Below are 16,295 nucleotides of genomic sequence, written 5' to 3'. Positions count from 1 at the left end.
ACCAGCGGCAAAGTCGTCACGACGCGCCCCCCGTGCGGACCCCGCGGTCGCGCTTGCGCTGCGCGCGTTGCTGCACGTCGGCATACATCGCCTTGACCGCATTCGCCGTGAAGAACGCCATGTGTTCGTCAAAACGTCCCGGATGGACGATCGAGAACGGGGCGGGCGGTCGTTTGCCGAGCGTCGCCTCGTAAAGCGGGCCGATCGGATCGTTCATGTGCGAGTTGCGGAAGTTGTGCGCGGTCTGGGCCGCGTTTTCGGCGCCCGAAATCGAGGCCGTCGGCGTGTTGTCTTCAGGACTGACGCCGATCTGCGTCTTGACGAACTGAATGTGCTCGTCACGCCACGTCCGCACGTACTGGTACACGTAGACCGTCTGACGAATCATCGCGGCGAGCGCCGGTTGCGTGTTCAGGCGCAGCACCTGCTGCGCCTGCTCGAGCACGGCGTCGTCGTCGCGCGCGGCCGTGTCGTTGAATTGCATCAGCCGCAGGCGGAGCGAACGCACCAGCAGCGGGTAGATCGTCAGGAACAGCCCCTTGCGCAGATTGTGCGAGTGCGAACCGCTCGTGATGCCAAGCGCCGGCCGGATCGCGAAGTAAGCCTTCGGACTCAGCGTACGCACGATCGGCTTGATGTTGTCGGTGACGATCTGCAGCAACTTGTTGCACAGCGCCAGCGACGTCGCCTCATGCTCGAACGACTCGTTCGCTTCGTTCACGAGCGCCAGAATCGAATCCGCGATCACGTCGTTGACGAGGCCCACGAGGACTTCGCTGATCTGGTGGTACGCACGGAACTGCATCAGATACGTCGGATCCTTGAGGTCGACGCAGGTGACCGCATCGCGCACCTCGTCGTTCTGCACGACCCGCTGATAGAACTGCTCGGCGCTCTCGCCCTCGAGACGAAACACACCCGGCACGCGAACGTGGCGCAGCACGGCCAGCCAGATCGTTTCGTAATTGGTATTGACGAAGGTGTGAAAGAACGTGAAGCGCTGCGGATCGTCGAGGTCCTTCTCCGAAACGTCGCCGACCGCTTCCGGCGCCGATTTCAGCGCTTCGTACATCGCTTCGGTTTTTTTCGCGGCCGCCTGATAGGTAGATGAATCCTCGATCGACAGGAAGTCCCCGCCATTGCGACCGAGATCCGTTTGCACCAGCAACTGCGAAAAGCGGTACAGGGAATCGTTGAAGTGATTCATCCACGAAATCTTGACCGACACGTCGCCGAAGCGGGAATGGCGGAGGTCGTCGATGATCCGGTCGGCGAGGACGGAAATGTTATTCAGGCAGATTTCCGTCCCTCTGAAGATGGCGACAATACATTTTGCATCGATTTGCTGCTTTTCGCAGTTTATGAGTCGATCCAGGTATTTCACGCCATGTAGAAGTTCGTAGTTCGCCAGCACCGCGGTGCTGTCGATCTCCGCATGCGTCGAGAACGCCTCGCGACGGCGCGAGATTTCGTCGAGGTCCAGCGATTTGGCGAGAAGCTTCTCCGTCGCGTGTTCCGCGGTGACGGGGAGATTGCTTTTGCTGCGCAGGAACGACGCGATTTCTTGCCGAATCGACCGGGCCGATTCGCTCTCAGGTGCTTTCACTTCCATTTAAAACCTCTCGATGGTCCGATGTTGATTTAATTGATTTTCAAGACGTATCAGGGTGGAGCGGGGGAGGATTGTATCGACTATTTTCTCGAAATGATCGCTGTCAGAACAGACAGCTTTATTCACGCCGATGACACCTGATGTTTGTGTCAGGGATATCTGTCAGATATTGCAGGTTCACGACAACGGATTTTGATTGTCTAATCACATTCCGCAACGGTGATTTGATATTTAATATATTTTTAGCATGTTCAAAGAAACGTGCGGTTTGCAAATCGGGTAAATACAGAATGATGCGGACGGACGATATCGCCCCGCGCCTGCGGGCCAGCCTGGCCCAGGTTCTCGGAGCGCCGCTCCATTACGGTTTTCTCGCGGCGTTGTGCCGCGCCGGGGTACGGGGCGTCGATGGCGGCAACGACGCGACCATCACGATCCGCAGACGCTCGGCCGTCGGCGCTGCTCCGCCGGCGATCACGATCGGATCGCCCGAGATCGCCGGTGCTTTCCGCACGCTGGTCCGACGGGTCGCCGATCGTCTCGACGCGGCGGGGGGCGCGGACGCCGGCGCCGCCATCGATCAATGGGAGCTCGAGGTCCGCGGCGGCGCGCACGGCCCCATCCTGCTTCGGCCGCACGACCCGACGCAGGCGAACGCGTGGCAGGTGAGCGTTGCCGGCGCGCCGGCGCTCGCGGCCGCCATCGGCGACAGGTGGCGTCACACCGCAGCCGAGCTCGCCGATCAGCTGGCCGTCGATCCGATCGTCGACGTCACGCGCGTGCTCGCCGGACGCGCGGCGCGCGATGCAAGCGATGCCGTGCTGACCCTGATTCACGGCGCCGACGGCAGCGTCGTGCCGTTCGCGCCGCTGGCCGCGCGGCTGCCGTTCATCGTCCGGGCGTTTCGCGGGGTGCCGGCGCAACTCGCGCAGGCCGCCGACCTGAAGGACCTCGCGCACCGCTATGTCGATGCACTGTGCGAGATCGACGACCGGCCTTTCCACTGGATCGGCGGTCACTCGTTCGGTGCGGTGGTGGCGCGCGAAATGGCCGCCCTGCTGGAGCGGCGCGGCAAGCGCCTCGGCGTCGTGGTCAGTCTCGATCCGTCGCTGGCCCTGGCGGCACGCGAGCGTGTGAGCGACGACCGCACGGAGCGCGTCACGCTGCTCAAGGCGATGTTTCCGCCGGCGGAGGCCGATCGCGTCCTCGCCGAATCGCCGAGCGACAGCGAAATCGACGCCTGCCTGCGTCGGCGCATGCCCGCCGCCCGCCTGCGCGAGGTGCTCGACATGCGCCGCACGTGCCTGGCCTTGCTGAAGTCCCACCGCACCGCCGCGGCCCCGGCCGCGCGCGTGGCATGCCTGCACGCGCGCGAGCCGCTGCTGCCCGACTGGCATGCGCACGCGCTGCAGCATCGCGTGCAGGGCATCGAAGTACCCGGCAATCACTTTTCAATGCTCTCGGAGCCGCACGTCGCCTGTGTCGCTTCGATCGTTCAATCCCTTCGTCCTGAATCCTGCGATGACTGAATCCATCTATTCACCCCGCATCCCGCATCTGGCCTTCGAGCAGCGCGCCGCAGCGGCACCCGATCGAATCGCGGCCCTCTCGGAGCGCGAAAGCGTGACCTACGGTGAGCTGAACGCGCGCGCGAACCGGCTGGCGCGTTTCCTGCGCGATGAAGTCGGCATCCGCGCCGGCGAGGCCGTCGGCGTGTGCACGGATCACGATCCCGTCAGGCTCGTCGCGTTGCTGGCCATCCTGAAGTGCGGGGCCGTCTACGTGCCGGTCGACGCCGCGTGCCCCGAGGACCGGATGCGTCACATGGTCCAGCGCGCGCGCATCGCGTTCGTGCTGACGGCCCTGGAAGGTCGCGCGATGACGCAGCTCGGCGGCGTGCCGCAAAGCGACGTCTACGCGGCATTGAATCGGGCGAGCCAGTTGTCGTCCGACAATCTCGGGCTGGATGCCGAGCTGCACGATCCGCTCTACGTCATCTTCACGTCCGGTTCCACCGGGCTGCCGAAGGGCGTTGCCGTCTCGCATGCCGCCGCGTGGAATCATTTCAGCTGGATCATCGACTACCTCGGCTTCCGCGAGGACGATCGCTGGCTGCAAAGCATCAACCCGTGTTTCGACCCCTCCATGCACGAGCTGCTCGCGCCGCTGACCATCGGCGCGACGGTGTGCTTTCTCGGCGGCACGCACCGGATCGACAGCGTCGAGATCGTGGCCGCGATCCGGCGGCATGCGGCCACGCACATCACGACCGTGCCGACGATGTTCAACCTCATCACGCAAACGCCGGGCTTCGAACAATGCACGAGCCTGAAGGCGATCTGCGTCGGCGGCGAGGTCTTCCGTCCGTCGCTCGCGGAACGCGCCCGGCGCCTGTTGCCCGACACGGTCGTCCACAACGTGTACGGGCCGACGGAGGCGACGATCATGGCGAGCGCATGGCCGTTCGACGACGCGCCGCGGGATTCGCTGCCGATCGGCGCACCGGTCTCTCACACGCGCTTCTACCTGCGTCGAACCGCGGCGGACGGCGTGACCAACGCGATCGTGCCCACGACGCCGGGGGAGGAGGGCGAGCTCTGCATCAGCGGCGCGGCACTGGCCAACGGCTACGTGAACGACGCCGCGGAAACGGCGCGGCGCTTCATCGCGAATCCGCTGTTCGAGACCGGCGACCTGCCGGTGTACTCGCGCATCTACCTGACGGGCGATATCTGCCGGGTCGATGCGGACGGCCTCGTCCACTGCGTGGGACGCGTGGACGACCAGGTGAAGATCAACGGCCAGCGCGTCGAACTGGCGGAGATCGAATCCGCGGTGCTGCGCTCGCCGATGGTGCGCGACGCCACCGCGCTCGTCGTCGGCGACCGGCTGACCGCCATCGTGGTTCTGGCCGACGGCCACGACACCGCGTGGATGCGCGCGCTGAGCGAAACCGCTGCCCACGCGCTGCCGGCCGCCTGGCTGCCGAAGGACTGGGTCGCGGTCGCGGAGATCCCGCGCCAGGCGACGAGCGGCAAGGCAGACCGGCGCGCGCTCGTCGACCTCTGCCGCCAGGCCAGCGAGCGCACCCGGGCGGATGACGTGCCGGCCAACGACGTCGAATCCGAAATCGGCCGCGCGCTGGCGCAGTTGATCGGACTGGGCAGCGATGCGTTGATCGACCGGGACGAACCGTTCGCGGAGATCGGGCTCGATTCGCTGGGCGTGCAGGCGCTGTCGCTGCGGCTCAGCACCACCTTCGGGGTGTCCCTCCGTGCCGAAGACATGTTCGAGTACTACACGATCGACCTTCTTTCGCGAGAAATCCACTCGCGGCTTGCAACGGCATGAGAACGACCCCGGTCGCCGGGCGCAATGGCGCACGCGGCACCGGGTCTTCCAGACGGAGAATTCATTTGGATACCGATGTACTGATCGCCGGTGGCGGTCTGGCCGGCCTGTATGCCGCCTATGAACTGAAGAAGCGTCACCCCGAACTGCGGGTTCGGCTGGTCGAGATGCTGTCGCGCATCGGCGGCCGGGTGCAGACCGACGAGATGCTCGCCGGCGCATTCCGTGCGGAATACGGCGCCGTGCGAATCGAGCCCGATCTTCAACCGCTCGTCGACGCCTTCGTGCAGGCGCTCGGCGTACCCGTGCAACCCATTTCGTCGCACGAGGCAGGTTCGTCGATCCGTCCGTGTGCGGCGAAGCTGACCGAGGACGAGCGCGCGCTGCTGGCGGATCCGCGCGCGCACGATCCGCCCTGGGCGCTGCTGATGCATGCGGTGCGCGTGATCGTCGCGGACCAGTGGGACCTCGACGGCGACCGCTTCGACCGGCCCGGCCGGGCCGAGGCACTGGCGAGATTCCGCACGGACGCCCGGTTTGGAGGCATGCCGCTTTACCAGCAGGGTATCTGGAACGTGCTGTCGAACGTACTGAGCCATGAAGCGGTCGAGTTCACGCGCGAGAAGGGGGCGTTCTACAACTTCAAGAACGCGAATCCGAATGCCGCGGAATGGATCGCGACGCTGCTCGATCTACGCCTGCTCGAGCGTCCGTCCTACCTGCCGGTCGGCGGCATGCAGACGCTGATCGACTACGCGGGGCGCGCGGTGCGCGCACTGGGCGTCGACGTGGTCGTGGATCACGCGCTCGTCGACTTGTCGGAGCAGCCCGACGGCGCCATCGCCGCGACGATCGAAGAGGTGTCGACCGCGGAGCGACGCCGCGCCGTCGTCCGGTGCGGGCGCGTCGTGCTCGCGCTGCCGCAGCGCCCGCTCCGGGCGCTTGCCCGCTGCCTGCCGCCGGCCGTGACCGCCAGCCTCGACGCCGTCGTCCCGTTCCCGATCACGTGGGCATGCTGCGTGGTCGAGGACCCATGGTGGAACGCCGACACGCCGCCAGGCAGCGGCGAAGGCGCGATGGTCCGGGCCGCTCATTTCGAGGTCCACCCCAGCCAGCCTGAACGGTACGGCATGGCGATGTTCTACAGCGACGAACCGTGGCATCAGTACTGGGCCAACCTGATCGACACGGAAGAAGGCCGTCGCGGCTGGCAGTCGGCCCCGTATCGCAACCGGGGCGAGCGCCTGAAGGCGGCGCTCGTCCGGACGCTGCAGCAGACGTTCTCGCGCGACGACACGCCGCGCATCCTCGAGTGGGGCATCCGCGACTGGAGCATGGCGCCGTTCGGCGCCGGCGTGCATTTCTGGCGTCCCGGCTACCGCTCGGCGGACGTGATTCGGCAACTGGCCGCCTTCGGCATCGGCGCCGATCCGGCCAACCGGCGCGTGCATATCTGCGGCGAGGCCTATTCGGACCTGCAGGGCTTTTTCGAAGGCGCCTGCCGTTCGGTGCAATGCATGCTGCAACAGATCGACGCGCAGAACGGAACGGAAAAACACAACGCAACGACGGAGTCGAGCAATGAAGCAGCGTGAACGGGTACCGGAGGAAATCTCCATTGTCGGCATGGCGTGCGAGTTGCCCGGAACCGCCCATTCGCTCGACGCTTTCCGTGCCGTGGTGCTGGACGGGCGGGAAGCCACCGGGCCGATGCCGGCCGGCCGTTTCGGCGCGGACGGCGCCGCGACGCCGCCGCAAGCGCTGCACGGCGGCTTCCTTGCCCGCTCGCCGTGGGCATTCGATCCGGCGGTGTTCTCGATCGCGCCGAAAGAGGCCATCTACATGGATCCGCAGCATCGATTGCTGCTGGAAACGAGCTATCACGCCATCGAGGACGCGGGCATCGACCCGTCGTCGCTGAGGAAGCAGCGCTGGGGCGTGTTCGTCGGTCTGAGCACGCTCGACTATGCACGCCGGATGGCGAGCAGCGACGACTACAACGGCTTCCTGAGCCGCGGTGCGCTGGGCAGCATGGCCGCGGGGCGGATCGCCTATCACCTCGGCCTCGAAGGCCCTGCATTCGTCGTCGATACCGCATGCTCGTCGTCGCTGGTCGCGGTTCACCAGGCGCTCGGCGCGCTGGCCGCGGGCGAATGCGACGCGGCGATCGTGGCCGGCGCGTCGCTCATGCTCACGCACGATTACAGCGTGGATCTGGCGCAGGCCGGCATGCTGGCCGCCGACGGTCGCTGCAAGACCTTCACGCGACACGCCGACGGCTTCGCGCGCGGCGAAGGCGTCGGCGCCGTCGTGTTGATGCGCCAATCGGACGCCGCGCTCGCCGGCAAGCGGATTTACGCGAACCTGCTCGGCAGCGCCGTGAACAGCGACGGCCGCAGCAACGGCATCACCGCGCCTTCGCAGGCCGCCCAGCGGCGCGTGATCGAAGACGCGCTGTCGAGCGCCGCGCTGACGCCGGCCGACGTCTCCTATGTCGAAACACACGGGACCGGCACCGATCTCGGCGATCGAATCGAGCTGTCGGCGCTCGCCGACGTGTTCGGCAAGCGCGTGCATCCGCTGTATCTCGGGGCGGTCAAGGCCAATATCGGCCATTGCGAGGGGAGCGCCGGGATCGCGAGCCTGATCAAGGCGGCTCTGTGCGTGTCCGCGCGGCAACTCGCGCCGCATTGCATGGCGGACGAGATCAGCGAGGATCTGCCGCTTGCCCGCTTCCAGGGCGTGATCCCTGCGACTGCCACGCGCTGGCAGCCGGACGATCCGGACGGGCGGCTGATCGCGGGTGTCAGCTCGTTCGGCATGAGCGGCACCAACGCGCACGTCGTGCTGGGCGAGTCGCGCGCCCATCGTGCGGCCGCGCCGGCGGCGGAGCGCCGCAGCGGCGCGAGCCTGCTGTTCCTGTCGGCGCGCACGCCGGCGTCGGTTCAGGCGCTGGCTGACGCCTATGCGGATGCGATCGAGGCATCGCCCGATATCGACCTGCACGCACTGTGCGACGCGGCGCTGGCGAACCGCCAGGTGTGGCCGCATGCGTCGATCGCGGTCGCGGCCGGCAGCCCGGCCGAACTGGTCGACCGGTTGCGCGAGCGTTGCGCCGCACCGGTTCCGACGACGCGGCTGCAGCGCGTCGCGATGGTCTTCACCGGGCAGGGCAGCCAGTACGCCGGCATGTCTCGCAGCCTGTTCGACGCCAACCGGCGATTCCGCGCGTTGCTCACGGAATTCGCGGATCACGTCGACCGCATCGTCGGCTGGAGCACGCCGTTGCTGCCGCGCATGCTGGCCACCGGGCAGGCTGAGGGCGCGACGCTGCCGCTCGTGCGCGAACAGCGGACGTCCCAGCTCTCGCTGCTCGTCCTGCAATGCGCGCTCGCGCGGTTCTGGCAGGAACTCGGTTGCCGGCCCTACGCCGTGCTCGGGCACAGTGTCGGTGAATATGCGGCGGCGTGGTTCGCCGGCGCATTCGACTTCGACACGGCGGCCCGCCTGGTGCTGGCGCGCGCCGATGCCATGGAGCGGGCGTGTACGGTCAGCCCCGGAAAGATGCTGTCGATCGCCGCGCCGCGGCAGATCGTCGAGGCCCTGATCGACGAGGTCAATCAGGGCCTGCCGTCGGCCGCGCTGTGGCTGTCGGCGCTGAACGCACCGGAATCGACCGTGGTCGCCGGGTCCGAGGCGGCCGTGCTGGCCGCCGCGGAGCATGCCCGGCGGCAAGGCCTGACGACCCTGCCGCTCGACACGCAGGGCGCGTTTCATACGCCGTTGATGCAATCCGCGGCAGACGAATTTGCCGCGCATGCGGCGCGTCTCCTGGCCGGCGGCGTCGCGGTGGCGCGACCGTCCGTCCGCTTCGTGAGTTCCGTCGAAGGGTGGGTCGGGTCCGTGCAAATGGACGGGGCACCGGGTTCGCCGGCCTACTGGGCCGAACAGATCGTGCGGCCCGTCGATTTCGCGGCGGCCGCCGCCGGGCTCGTCGGCGACGACGTCGACGCGGTGCTCGAAATCGGGCCGCGTCCGGTGCTCTGCGGCCTCGTCGCGGCCACCGCGCGGGCGGCACGGCGCGGGTTGGCGTGCCTGCCCAGCATCGACCGGCGCGGAGCCGACGACGAAACGTTCCTGCGTGCCGCAGGGCGCCTCGCGGAAGGCGGCGCACTGGACATCCGGAAGGCCATGCAGGCATTCGGCGATGCGCGGGCCGCCGGGCCGTTCGTCGAACTGCCGACATATCGTTTCGACCACACGCTGCTGCAACCGGCTTCGTGGCCGCACACGGTCTCCGGCGCGAGCACCCGTGCCGCGCCGCCACAGCCGCTGCGCGATGCGCCGGCCTGGTCGGGCATCGACTTTCGCGCGACCTTGCAGGTCGACCTCGGCACGCCCGCGCTCGACTGGATCAATCAGCACCGGATTCACGGCCGGGCGATCGTACCCGGCGCGTTCTACCTGTCGACCGGTGTCGCGCTCGCGATGCAGGCGATCGCGCGAGCGCGCCGACAGGGTCCTGCCGGCGCGATGATTCAGCTCGACGATCTGACGGTCAGCCGACCGCTCGCCTTCGACGATCCGGCGACGACGCACGAGGTGGCCTGCCAGGTGGCCGGTCCCGCGCACGATGGCCGCTACACGATCGTCTATCGGCTGCCGGACGATGGCGATGCCGAACTGGCGCGCGTGCACGTCGCATCGGAACACGCGCCGCTGCCGCCGTCGAGCGGCCGCTTCGACGAGCAGCCGGGCGAATGGGCGCGCCCGGACGCGTTCTTTGACGAATATGCGCGCCGGGGCGTCCAGTACGGCCCGCTGTTCCAGCGGATCGCCGCCTACCAGCGCGTCAGCGACACCGAGGTACGCTGCCGCATCGCACCGCCGGACGCGCAGCCGGCCCTGCCGCTCAGTCACAGTGCGTTCATCGACACGTGCTTCCAGTCGCTCGGTGTATGCCGAGGCCGTCCGGAGAGCGCCTATGCCCCCGTCGCACTCGAATCGATCCGGATCGATCCGGACGCGCGCTGGTCGTCGGCGCTGACTTGCCGGGCCGTGCTGCGGGAGTCGAGCGACACGATGCTGGTCGGCGACGTGCTCGTCCAGGACGAATCCGGCCGGGACGTTGCAACACTGCATGGCGTGACCTGCGTGCGCCTGTCGGCAAGCGCCGCCGAGCGCCATGACGTGCACTTCCGGGTCGAATGGGTGCGCGACGGTGTCCCGGCGGTGTTGGCCGGCGCATCGCTGACCGACGAAACGTGGCTGTTGCTCGCACCGGCGGATGCACCGGCGCCCGATCGCTGGCACGAAGGGCTTGCCGCGCGCGGCGCGGCAAGCCGCTTGCTCGCGTTGCCGGGCGCGTCGCATCGCGACGGCAAGCCGATCGACGAACCGCAGGCGGACGGCGCGCGAGTCCGCACGATCGTCGTCTGGGCGCCTCACGCGTGGCTGTCCGGCGCAGCGTCCTACGGCGCGGTCGCCGCTTTCGTTCGAGACGTGCGGCGCAGCATCGAGACGGTGTCGGACCGGCAACCGGGACAGCCGCTACAGGTCTGCCTCGTGACGGAGACGGGTCATGCCGCGCCGGACGTGCTGGGCGCGGCGACGATGCAGGCGCTCGCGGTTCACTTGCAGGCCGAACTGCCCACGCTGGACGCGGCAATGCTCGAGGTCGCCGTCGCGGGCGATCGCGTCGTCGACGCGATCCTGGCGGTCCGGGACGTCAAGCCGGGCATCACGTCGCGGCGCATCGCGACACCGCTATGGCGTATCGACGACGCTGGGCTGGCGCGCCGCGAAACCGTGGCCGGCCTGCCGGAAGTCGACGGCGGCAACGCGCTGCGGCCGCGCGGCGACGGCCGCTACCTCGTGACCGGTGCGTTCGGCGGGGCGGGCAAACATCTCGTCGAACATCTCGTCGACGATTGCGGATGCCGGAACCTCGTGCTGATGCGCCGACGCGCGTTGACGCCGGACGACGAGGATCACCGATGGGTGGCGGGCCTGCGCGAGCGGTCCGGCGCGACGATTCAACTGCTCGTCGCGGATCTCGCCGCCGCCGAGGTGGACGGTGCGTGGCTGACTGCCCATGCGGGCGCGCTGGACGGCATTTTTCACCTGGCCGGCGCGACCGCCGACCGGAACATCCTGGACACCGACGCGGCGCAACTCGGCACCGTTCTCGGCGCCAAGTTGCGCGGAGCGTCGGTGCTCCACGACTACGCGTGCGGGCAGCCTTCGATCGGGTTCATCGTGTATTTCTCGTCGCTGGCGTCGCTGGTCGAATCGCCGGGCCAGATTTCGTATGCGATCGCGAACGCGGGGCTGCAACGGCTGGCCGCGCACGGTGCTTCGCTCGGCCTGCCGGCCGTCGTGGTCGACTGGGGGCCGTGGGCGGACACCGGCATGTTGAAGCGGGTGGGGGGGCGCGCACCGTCGCGCGCGCTGCGACGGCTGCAACCGCTCGCCCCGCAAGCCGCCTGCGCGGCACTGACCGCCGCGATGGGCCGCATCGGGCACGGCGCGCATCTGGCGATTTATCGCGTCGTCCCGGAAGCGCCCGCACGATCGGGCGACCCGGTCGCGACACGCGACGCGACCGCGACCGCGATCGGGCCGGAGTCGGCCGCGACGACAGCCGACGGCGCGTTCGCGCTGCTGACCGGGCTGATCGCCGCGGAAACGGGCCACGCGCCGCACCAGATTGCCAGGACGTCGACGCTGGACGAACTCGGGCTCGATTCGGTCGGCACGATCCGGATTCGCAGCGAACTGCAGGGGCGACTCGGGCTGAGCCTGCCCGCGAGCCTGTTCTTCGACAGCGCGACTCTCGCCGATATCCATGACCGGCTGGTGGAGTCGATGAGCCGGGCGACGGCGACGGCTCACGCCGAGGCCGCGCCCGTGAAGGAGGGCGGTGCACCGTCCCGTGTACCGCTTTCGTACAATCAGTTCGCGATCTGGTACGAGCAGATCCGTCACCGCGACAGCCGCGCTTACAACTGCGCGGTCGGCTGGCGCGTGGCCGGCGACGGGCTCGACCTGGATCGGCTGGCGGCGCGATGGCGCGAGCTGCTTGGCGAACACGAATTGCTGCGCGCGACGTTCGACGAAGTCGAGCACGAGCCGGGATACGTCGTTCATTCGCTCGACGAAACGCTCTCGCGTTGCGCGATCGCGACCGAGGACGCCGCATCGGGTGCCGACGTCGACGCCCGGATCCAGGCGTTGCTGGCCGCGTCGCCCGACCTCGCGACCGACTTCGCGACGCGCGTGAACGTGCTGCGCGTGTCGCCGCGCGAATGGTATCTGGTCGTGACGTCGAATCACCTCGTGATGGATGCCGCGACCATTTTCATCGTGGGCGTCCAGCTTCTTCAGGCGATGTGCGGCACCACGGCACCGCTGGTCGATTCCGATGCACCCTATCGCGACTTCGTGGCCACGCAACGGGCACTCGATGCGACGACCTTGACGGCCGCACGCGCATTCTTCGTCGAGCGGATCATCGACGGCGACGGCGTACCCGTCAGCGTCGACCTGCCGGTGGATCGGGTGCGCACGGAGCAGGGCGCGAAGACCGGCGGCACGGTGCGCGTCCCGGTGTCGCGGCGCCTGGCCGACCAGCTCAACGCGATGCCGGGCGGACGGCGCGCGGCCGTGCATCTTGCCACGTGGCTGTTGCTGCTCGCGCGATACTCGAACCAGAATCGCGTGATCACGGGCGTCGCGTTCAACGGTCGCTCGGCACAGCGCTGGCGCAACACGGTTGGCCATTTCGTCAACGTGCTGCCGCTCGTCAGCGAAGTCGACGAAAACCAGACCGTCACGGCGGCGCTCGACCGGGTCCGGCGTGCACTGTTCGAGCTGGTCGATTACCAGGACGTCCCGCTCGCGCTGTTGATGCGCGACGAACGCCTGCGTTCCGCCAGCAGTTCGGCAGGGCTGTTCCAGACGTATTTCAACTACTTCGATGCCTCCGAGATGGTGGTCGACGTCGGTGCACGGTGCGACGCGACACCGCTCGACATCACGCAGCAGGAAGCGCAATTCGACCTGAGTGCGTGGGTGACGCAACGTCAGCACGATTGGGCGATCGACCTCAAGTACGCCGATGCCGTGTTCGACCGCGCGACGGTCGAACAGATTGCGGAGCATTACGCGACGCTGCTGGTGGCGTTGTCCGACCCCGGTCATGCCGAACGCGAAGTGGGCTCGATCACGATGCTGCCGGCCGACCAGCTGCGGTTGCTGGCATCCGGGTGCGGCCCGGTGCCGCGCGACACGCGGGATGTCGATCCGAGCGACACGGCATGCGTGCACGAGCAGTTCGCACGGCGCGCGCAAGAGACGCCGGACGCGGTCGCCATCGAATGGGGCGAACGACGGCTGACCTATCGTGAATTGAACGCGCTGGCCGATACGGTGGCCGATACGCTGCACCGCCAGGGCGTGGGCAGCGAGACGACCGTCGGCATCCTGATGCCGCGTTTCGGGTGCCCGGAATCCATCATCGCGATCCTCGCGATCTGGAAATGCGCTGCCGCGTACGTCGCGCTCGACCTGAAGCATCCGGCGGCGCGCACCGGCTACATGATCGACACGGCCCGCTGCGCGATGGTGTTGACGCAACGGCACCGGCTGTCCGACGACGTGCGGCAGGCGCTCGCCGAGCGCGACGCGCTGGGGCTGTGCAACGTCGTGCTCCGCGCGGACCACTCGGCGATCGACTGCGACGTCGTGCAAGCCGGCCGCGTGCAGCATCACGCTCGACTGGAACCGAACGGCGACTACGCCGATCGCGGCGGCAAGCTCGCTTACGTGCTGTTCACTTCCGGCAGCACCGGCAATCCGAAGGGCGTGCTGGTCGAGCATCTGGGCCTGACCCAGCGCCTGCGCTGGATGGAGCGCCATTTCGGCTTCTCGGCGCGCGACCGGTTCCTGCAAGGGACGGTTCTGACGTTCGATATCTCAGTGCCCGAATTCTGCCTGCCGCTGATGACGGGCGGGGTCGTCGTGCTGATGGAGGAAACGGACGGGCCGGCCGGCCACGCCGCCGTGTGCGTACGCCACGACGTGACCATGATGAGCACCGTGCCGTCGCTGCTGAACCTGCTGCTCGAGCCGCTCACCCGCTGCCCGACGCTGCGCCATGTGATTTCGGTCGGCGAGGCCTTGATGCAGCCGGTGGTGCGCGCGTGGCTCGCGTCGGGCACGACCACGACGCTCAACAACCTGTACGGGCCGACGGAAGTGACGATCTATGCGACGCATCATGCATGCACCGAGGTGCCCGACGGGCCGGGCGCATCGATCGGCCTCGCATGCGACGGCGTGCGCTGCTGGGTGCTGGACGCACGCGGCCGCCCGGTGCCGCCCGGCGTGCCCGGCGAGCTGTACCTCGGCGGCAGCGGCGTGGCGCGCGGCTACATCGGCACGCTCAAGACGCCCGACGCGTTCTCCGCCAATCCGTATCAGGACGGTGCGACGCGCATGTACCGCACCGGCGACATCGTCAAATGGCGGCGCGACGGCGAACTCGACTACATCGGCCGCAACGATTTCCGCGTGAAGCTGCGCGGGCTGCTGGTCGAGCTGGGCGAGATCGAACACGTGCTGATGTCGCATCCGGGCGTCCGTCACGCGAGCGCACTCGTGGTCGATGTCGGCGCCGCCTCGTCGGTCGGACGGCAGATCGTCGGCTGCGTCATTGCGGACGGGTTCGACGAGCCTGCCGTGCTGGCCGGTGCGAAAGCGCGGTTGCCGGATTACATGGTGCCGTGGCGCCTGATGCCGTTCGACGCATTTCCGTCGAACAGCAGCGGCAAGGTCGACCGGAAGGCGCTCACGGAACGCGTGCTGGCCCGGATCGAGCAGGACGCCGATGCACGGCGTCCCGCCGACGCGGCGGAGGCGTTGTCGCCGGAACAAGCGGCCTTGTGCACGCTCTGGAAGACGCAGCTCGACCTGGCCTCGATCGGGACCCGCGAGAATTTCTTCCAGCTCGGCGGCGATTCGCTGTCGTTGACGCGCATGGTCCTCGCCGCCGAACGCGAACTCGCGCTGAAGGTCGACTTCAGCCGCTTCCTGACCAACCCGACGATCGACGGTTTCCTTGCCGCGTGTGCGCACCGGCCCGACGGGGCGACGACGACGAACGACGCCGTCAGCCGGCAGGAGGATGCGCCGTATGCGGCGGATCTGGCGGCCGCCGCGACGCTGCCGGCATTCACGGGGACGGCGGCAAAGGCGACGGACGCCTATCTGCTGACCGGCGCGACCGGGCACCTTGGCGCGTGGCTCCTGCGGATGCTGCTCGAGGAAACGCACGCGGACGTCTACATGCTGGTGCGCGGCAACGACGACGCCGACGCGCGCGCGCGTCTCGACGCCCGCTACCGTGCCATGTTCGGCGGCGCGCTGCCCGTCGCGCGTGTCCGGATCTGCCGCGGCGACGCAACCTTGCCGCGGTTCGGCATGGACGACGACGACCATGCGCAGTTGCTGACCCATGTCACGCAGGTCGTGCATTGCGCGGCGCACGTCAATCACGCGGCCGACTACGCCTTCATGCGCGAGGGCAACGTCGGCGCGAGCCGGCACGTCCTGGCGTTTGCGTCGGCCGCGAAAGTCGCCCACGTGCACTACATTTCGACGCAGTACACGGAGCTGGGATCGCTGCCGGAACACTGGCTCGACCACGCGGCGATCCGCGCGTTGTCGTCGGGTTACGAACGCTCGAAGTTCGTGGCGGAAGCCTGCTTCGCGCAATCGGTACTGCACGGCTATCCCACGTCGATCTATCGGCTGCCGTTGCTGATCGACGACCGCGATCCGAACCTGAAACGGCAGAACCATTTCGTCGCGTTCAGCAACAAATGCGTGGCGATGGGCGCTTACCCGGATCTTCCCGTGGCGGTGCCGGTCATGCCGACGGAACACGTGGCCCGCTACATCGTCCGTCGCAGCAAGGTCACCCTGATGTCGGCCGTGCGCAATGTCCATATCGACGATCTGGATTTTCGCGCGATCGTGGCGCGGCTGCGCAACGGATCGACGCTGCGCGGGATACCGGCCGCCGAATGGGTGGCCCGCGCCCGCGACGAGACGCCCGAATCCGATCCGTTCTTCAGGATGTTGCCGCTGTACAGCGCGCTCGGCGACGGCGTGGGCAGCGGGCGGCCCGTCGAACACGCCGCGTATCTCGACGAACTCGGCCGGCTGGAAATGCCGGCCGCCGACGACTCGGGCAACTGGCTGCTCGACACGACCGCGGCTTGCCTGGACCGGCTCGCGGCGCTTTGATCCCTTTCCCTGACCCCGGACG

At 68.1% G+C, this 16,295-nt stretch carries 5 protein-coding genes; 4 read left to right on the top strand and 1 reads right to left on the bottom strand.

Going from position 1 to position 16,295, the window contains the following annotated elements:
- Positions 1-16 precede the first annotated feature (16 nt).
- Entirely contained in the window at positions 17-1,612 is a 1,596-nt protein-coding gene (locus G3N96_RS11560) for a hypothetical protein (RefSeq protein ID WP_206137295.1), read from the bottom strand.
- A 290-nt stretch (positions 1,613-1,902) separates the two neighbouring features.
- Here G3N96_RS11560 and G3N96_RS11555 point away from each other — a divergent pair, with 290 nt between their 5' ends.
- From G3N96_RS11555 to G3N96_RS11540, 4 genes are all read left to right on the top strand, one after another.
- Positions 1,903-3,141 carry a thioesterase domain-containing protein gene (locus G3N96_RS11555; RefSeq protein WP_206137294.1) on the top strand — a complete coding sequence of 413 codons (1,239 nt, stop codon included), beginning with the start codon at positions 1,903-1,905 and terminating at the stop codon, positions 3,139-3,141.
- Positions 3,134-4,963 carry an amino acid adenylation domain-containing protein gene (locus tag G3N96_RS11550; RefSeq protein ID WP_206137293.1) on the top strand — a complete coding sequence of 610 codons (1,830 nt, stop codon included), beginning with the start codon at positions 3,134-3,136 and terminating at the stop codon, positions 4,961-4,963. Before G3N96_RS11555 ends, G3N96_RS11550 begins: the two co-directional genes overlap by 8 nt.
- Before the next feature lie 65 nt (positions 4,964-5,028).
- Positions 5,029-6,558: an FAD-dependent oxidoreductase gene (locus G3N96_RS11545; RefSeq protein ID WP_241022596.1), complete on the top strand. Its 1,530-nt coding sequence runs from the start codon at positions 5,029-5,031 to the stop codon at positions 6,556-6,558.
- Positions 6,545-16,273 (top strand): non-ribosomal peptide synthetase/type I polyketide synthase, encoded by a 9,729-nt coding sequence (locus G3N96_RS11540; RefSeq protein ID WP_206137291.1) that lies wholly within the window; start codon positions 6,545-6,547, stop codon positions 16,271-16,273. The genes G3N96_RS11545 and G3N96_RS11540 overlap by 14 nt, the downstream gene beginning before the upstream one ends.
- The last annotated feature ends 22 nt before the right edge of the window (positions 16,274-16,295 follow it).

Source organism: Burkholderia sp. Se-20373 (genome assembly GCF_017104705.1).
Taxonomy (GTDB): Bacteria; Pseudomonadota; Gammaproteobacteria; order Burkholderiales; family Burkholderiaceae; genus Burkholderia.
This window is presented reverse-complemented; position numbering and strand designations above follow the sequence as displayed.

What these genes read in the sequence shown, in the direction of transcription:
- G3N96_RS11560 (WP_206137295.1), bottom strand. Translation starts at nt 1,612, where the DNA reads ATGGAAGTGAAAGCACCTGAGAGCGAATCGGCCCGGTCGATTCGGCAA.
- G3N96_RS11555 (WP_206137294.1), top strand. Translation starts at nt 1,903, where the DNA reads ATGATGCGGACGGACGATATCGCCCCGCGCCTGCGGGCCAGCCTGGCC.
- G3N96_RS11550 (WP_206137293.1), top strand. Translation starts at nt 3,134, where the DNA reads ATGACTGAATCCATCTATTCACCCCGCATCCCGCATCTGGCCTTCGAG.
- G3N96_RS11540 (WP_206137291.1), top strand. Translation starts at nt 6,545, where the DNA reads ATGAAGCAGCGTGAACGGGTACCGGAGGAAATCTCCATTGTCGGCATG.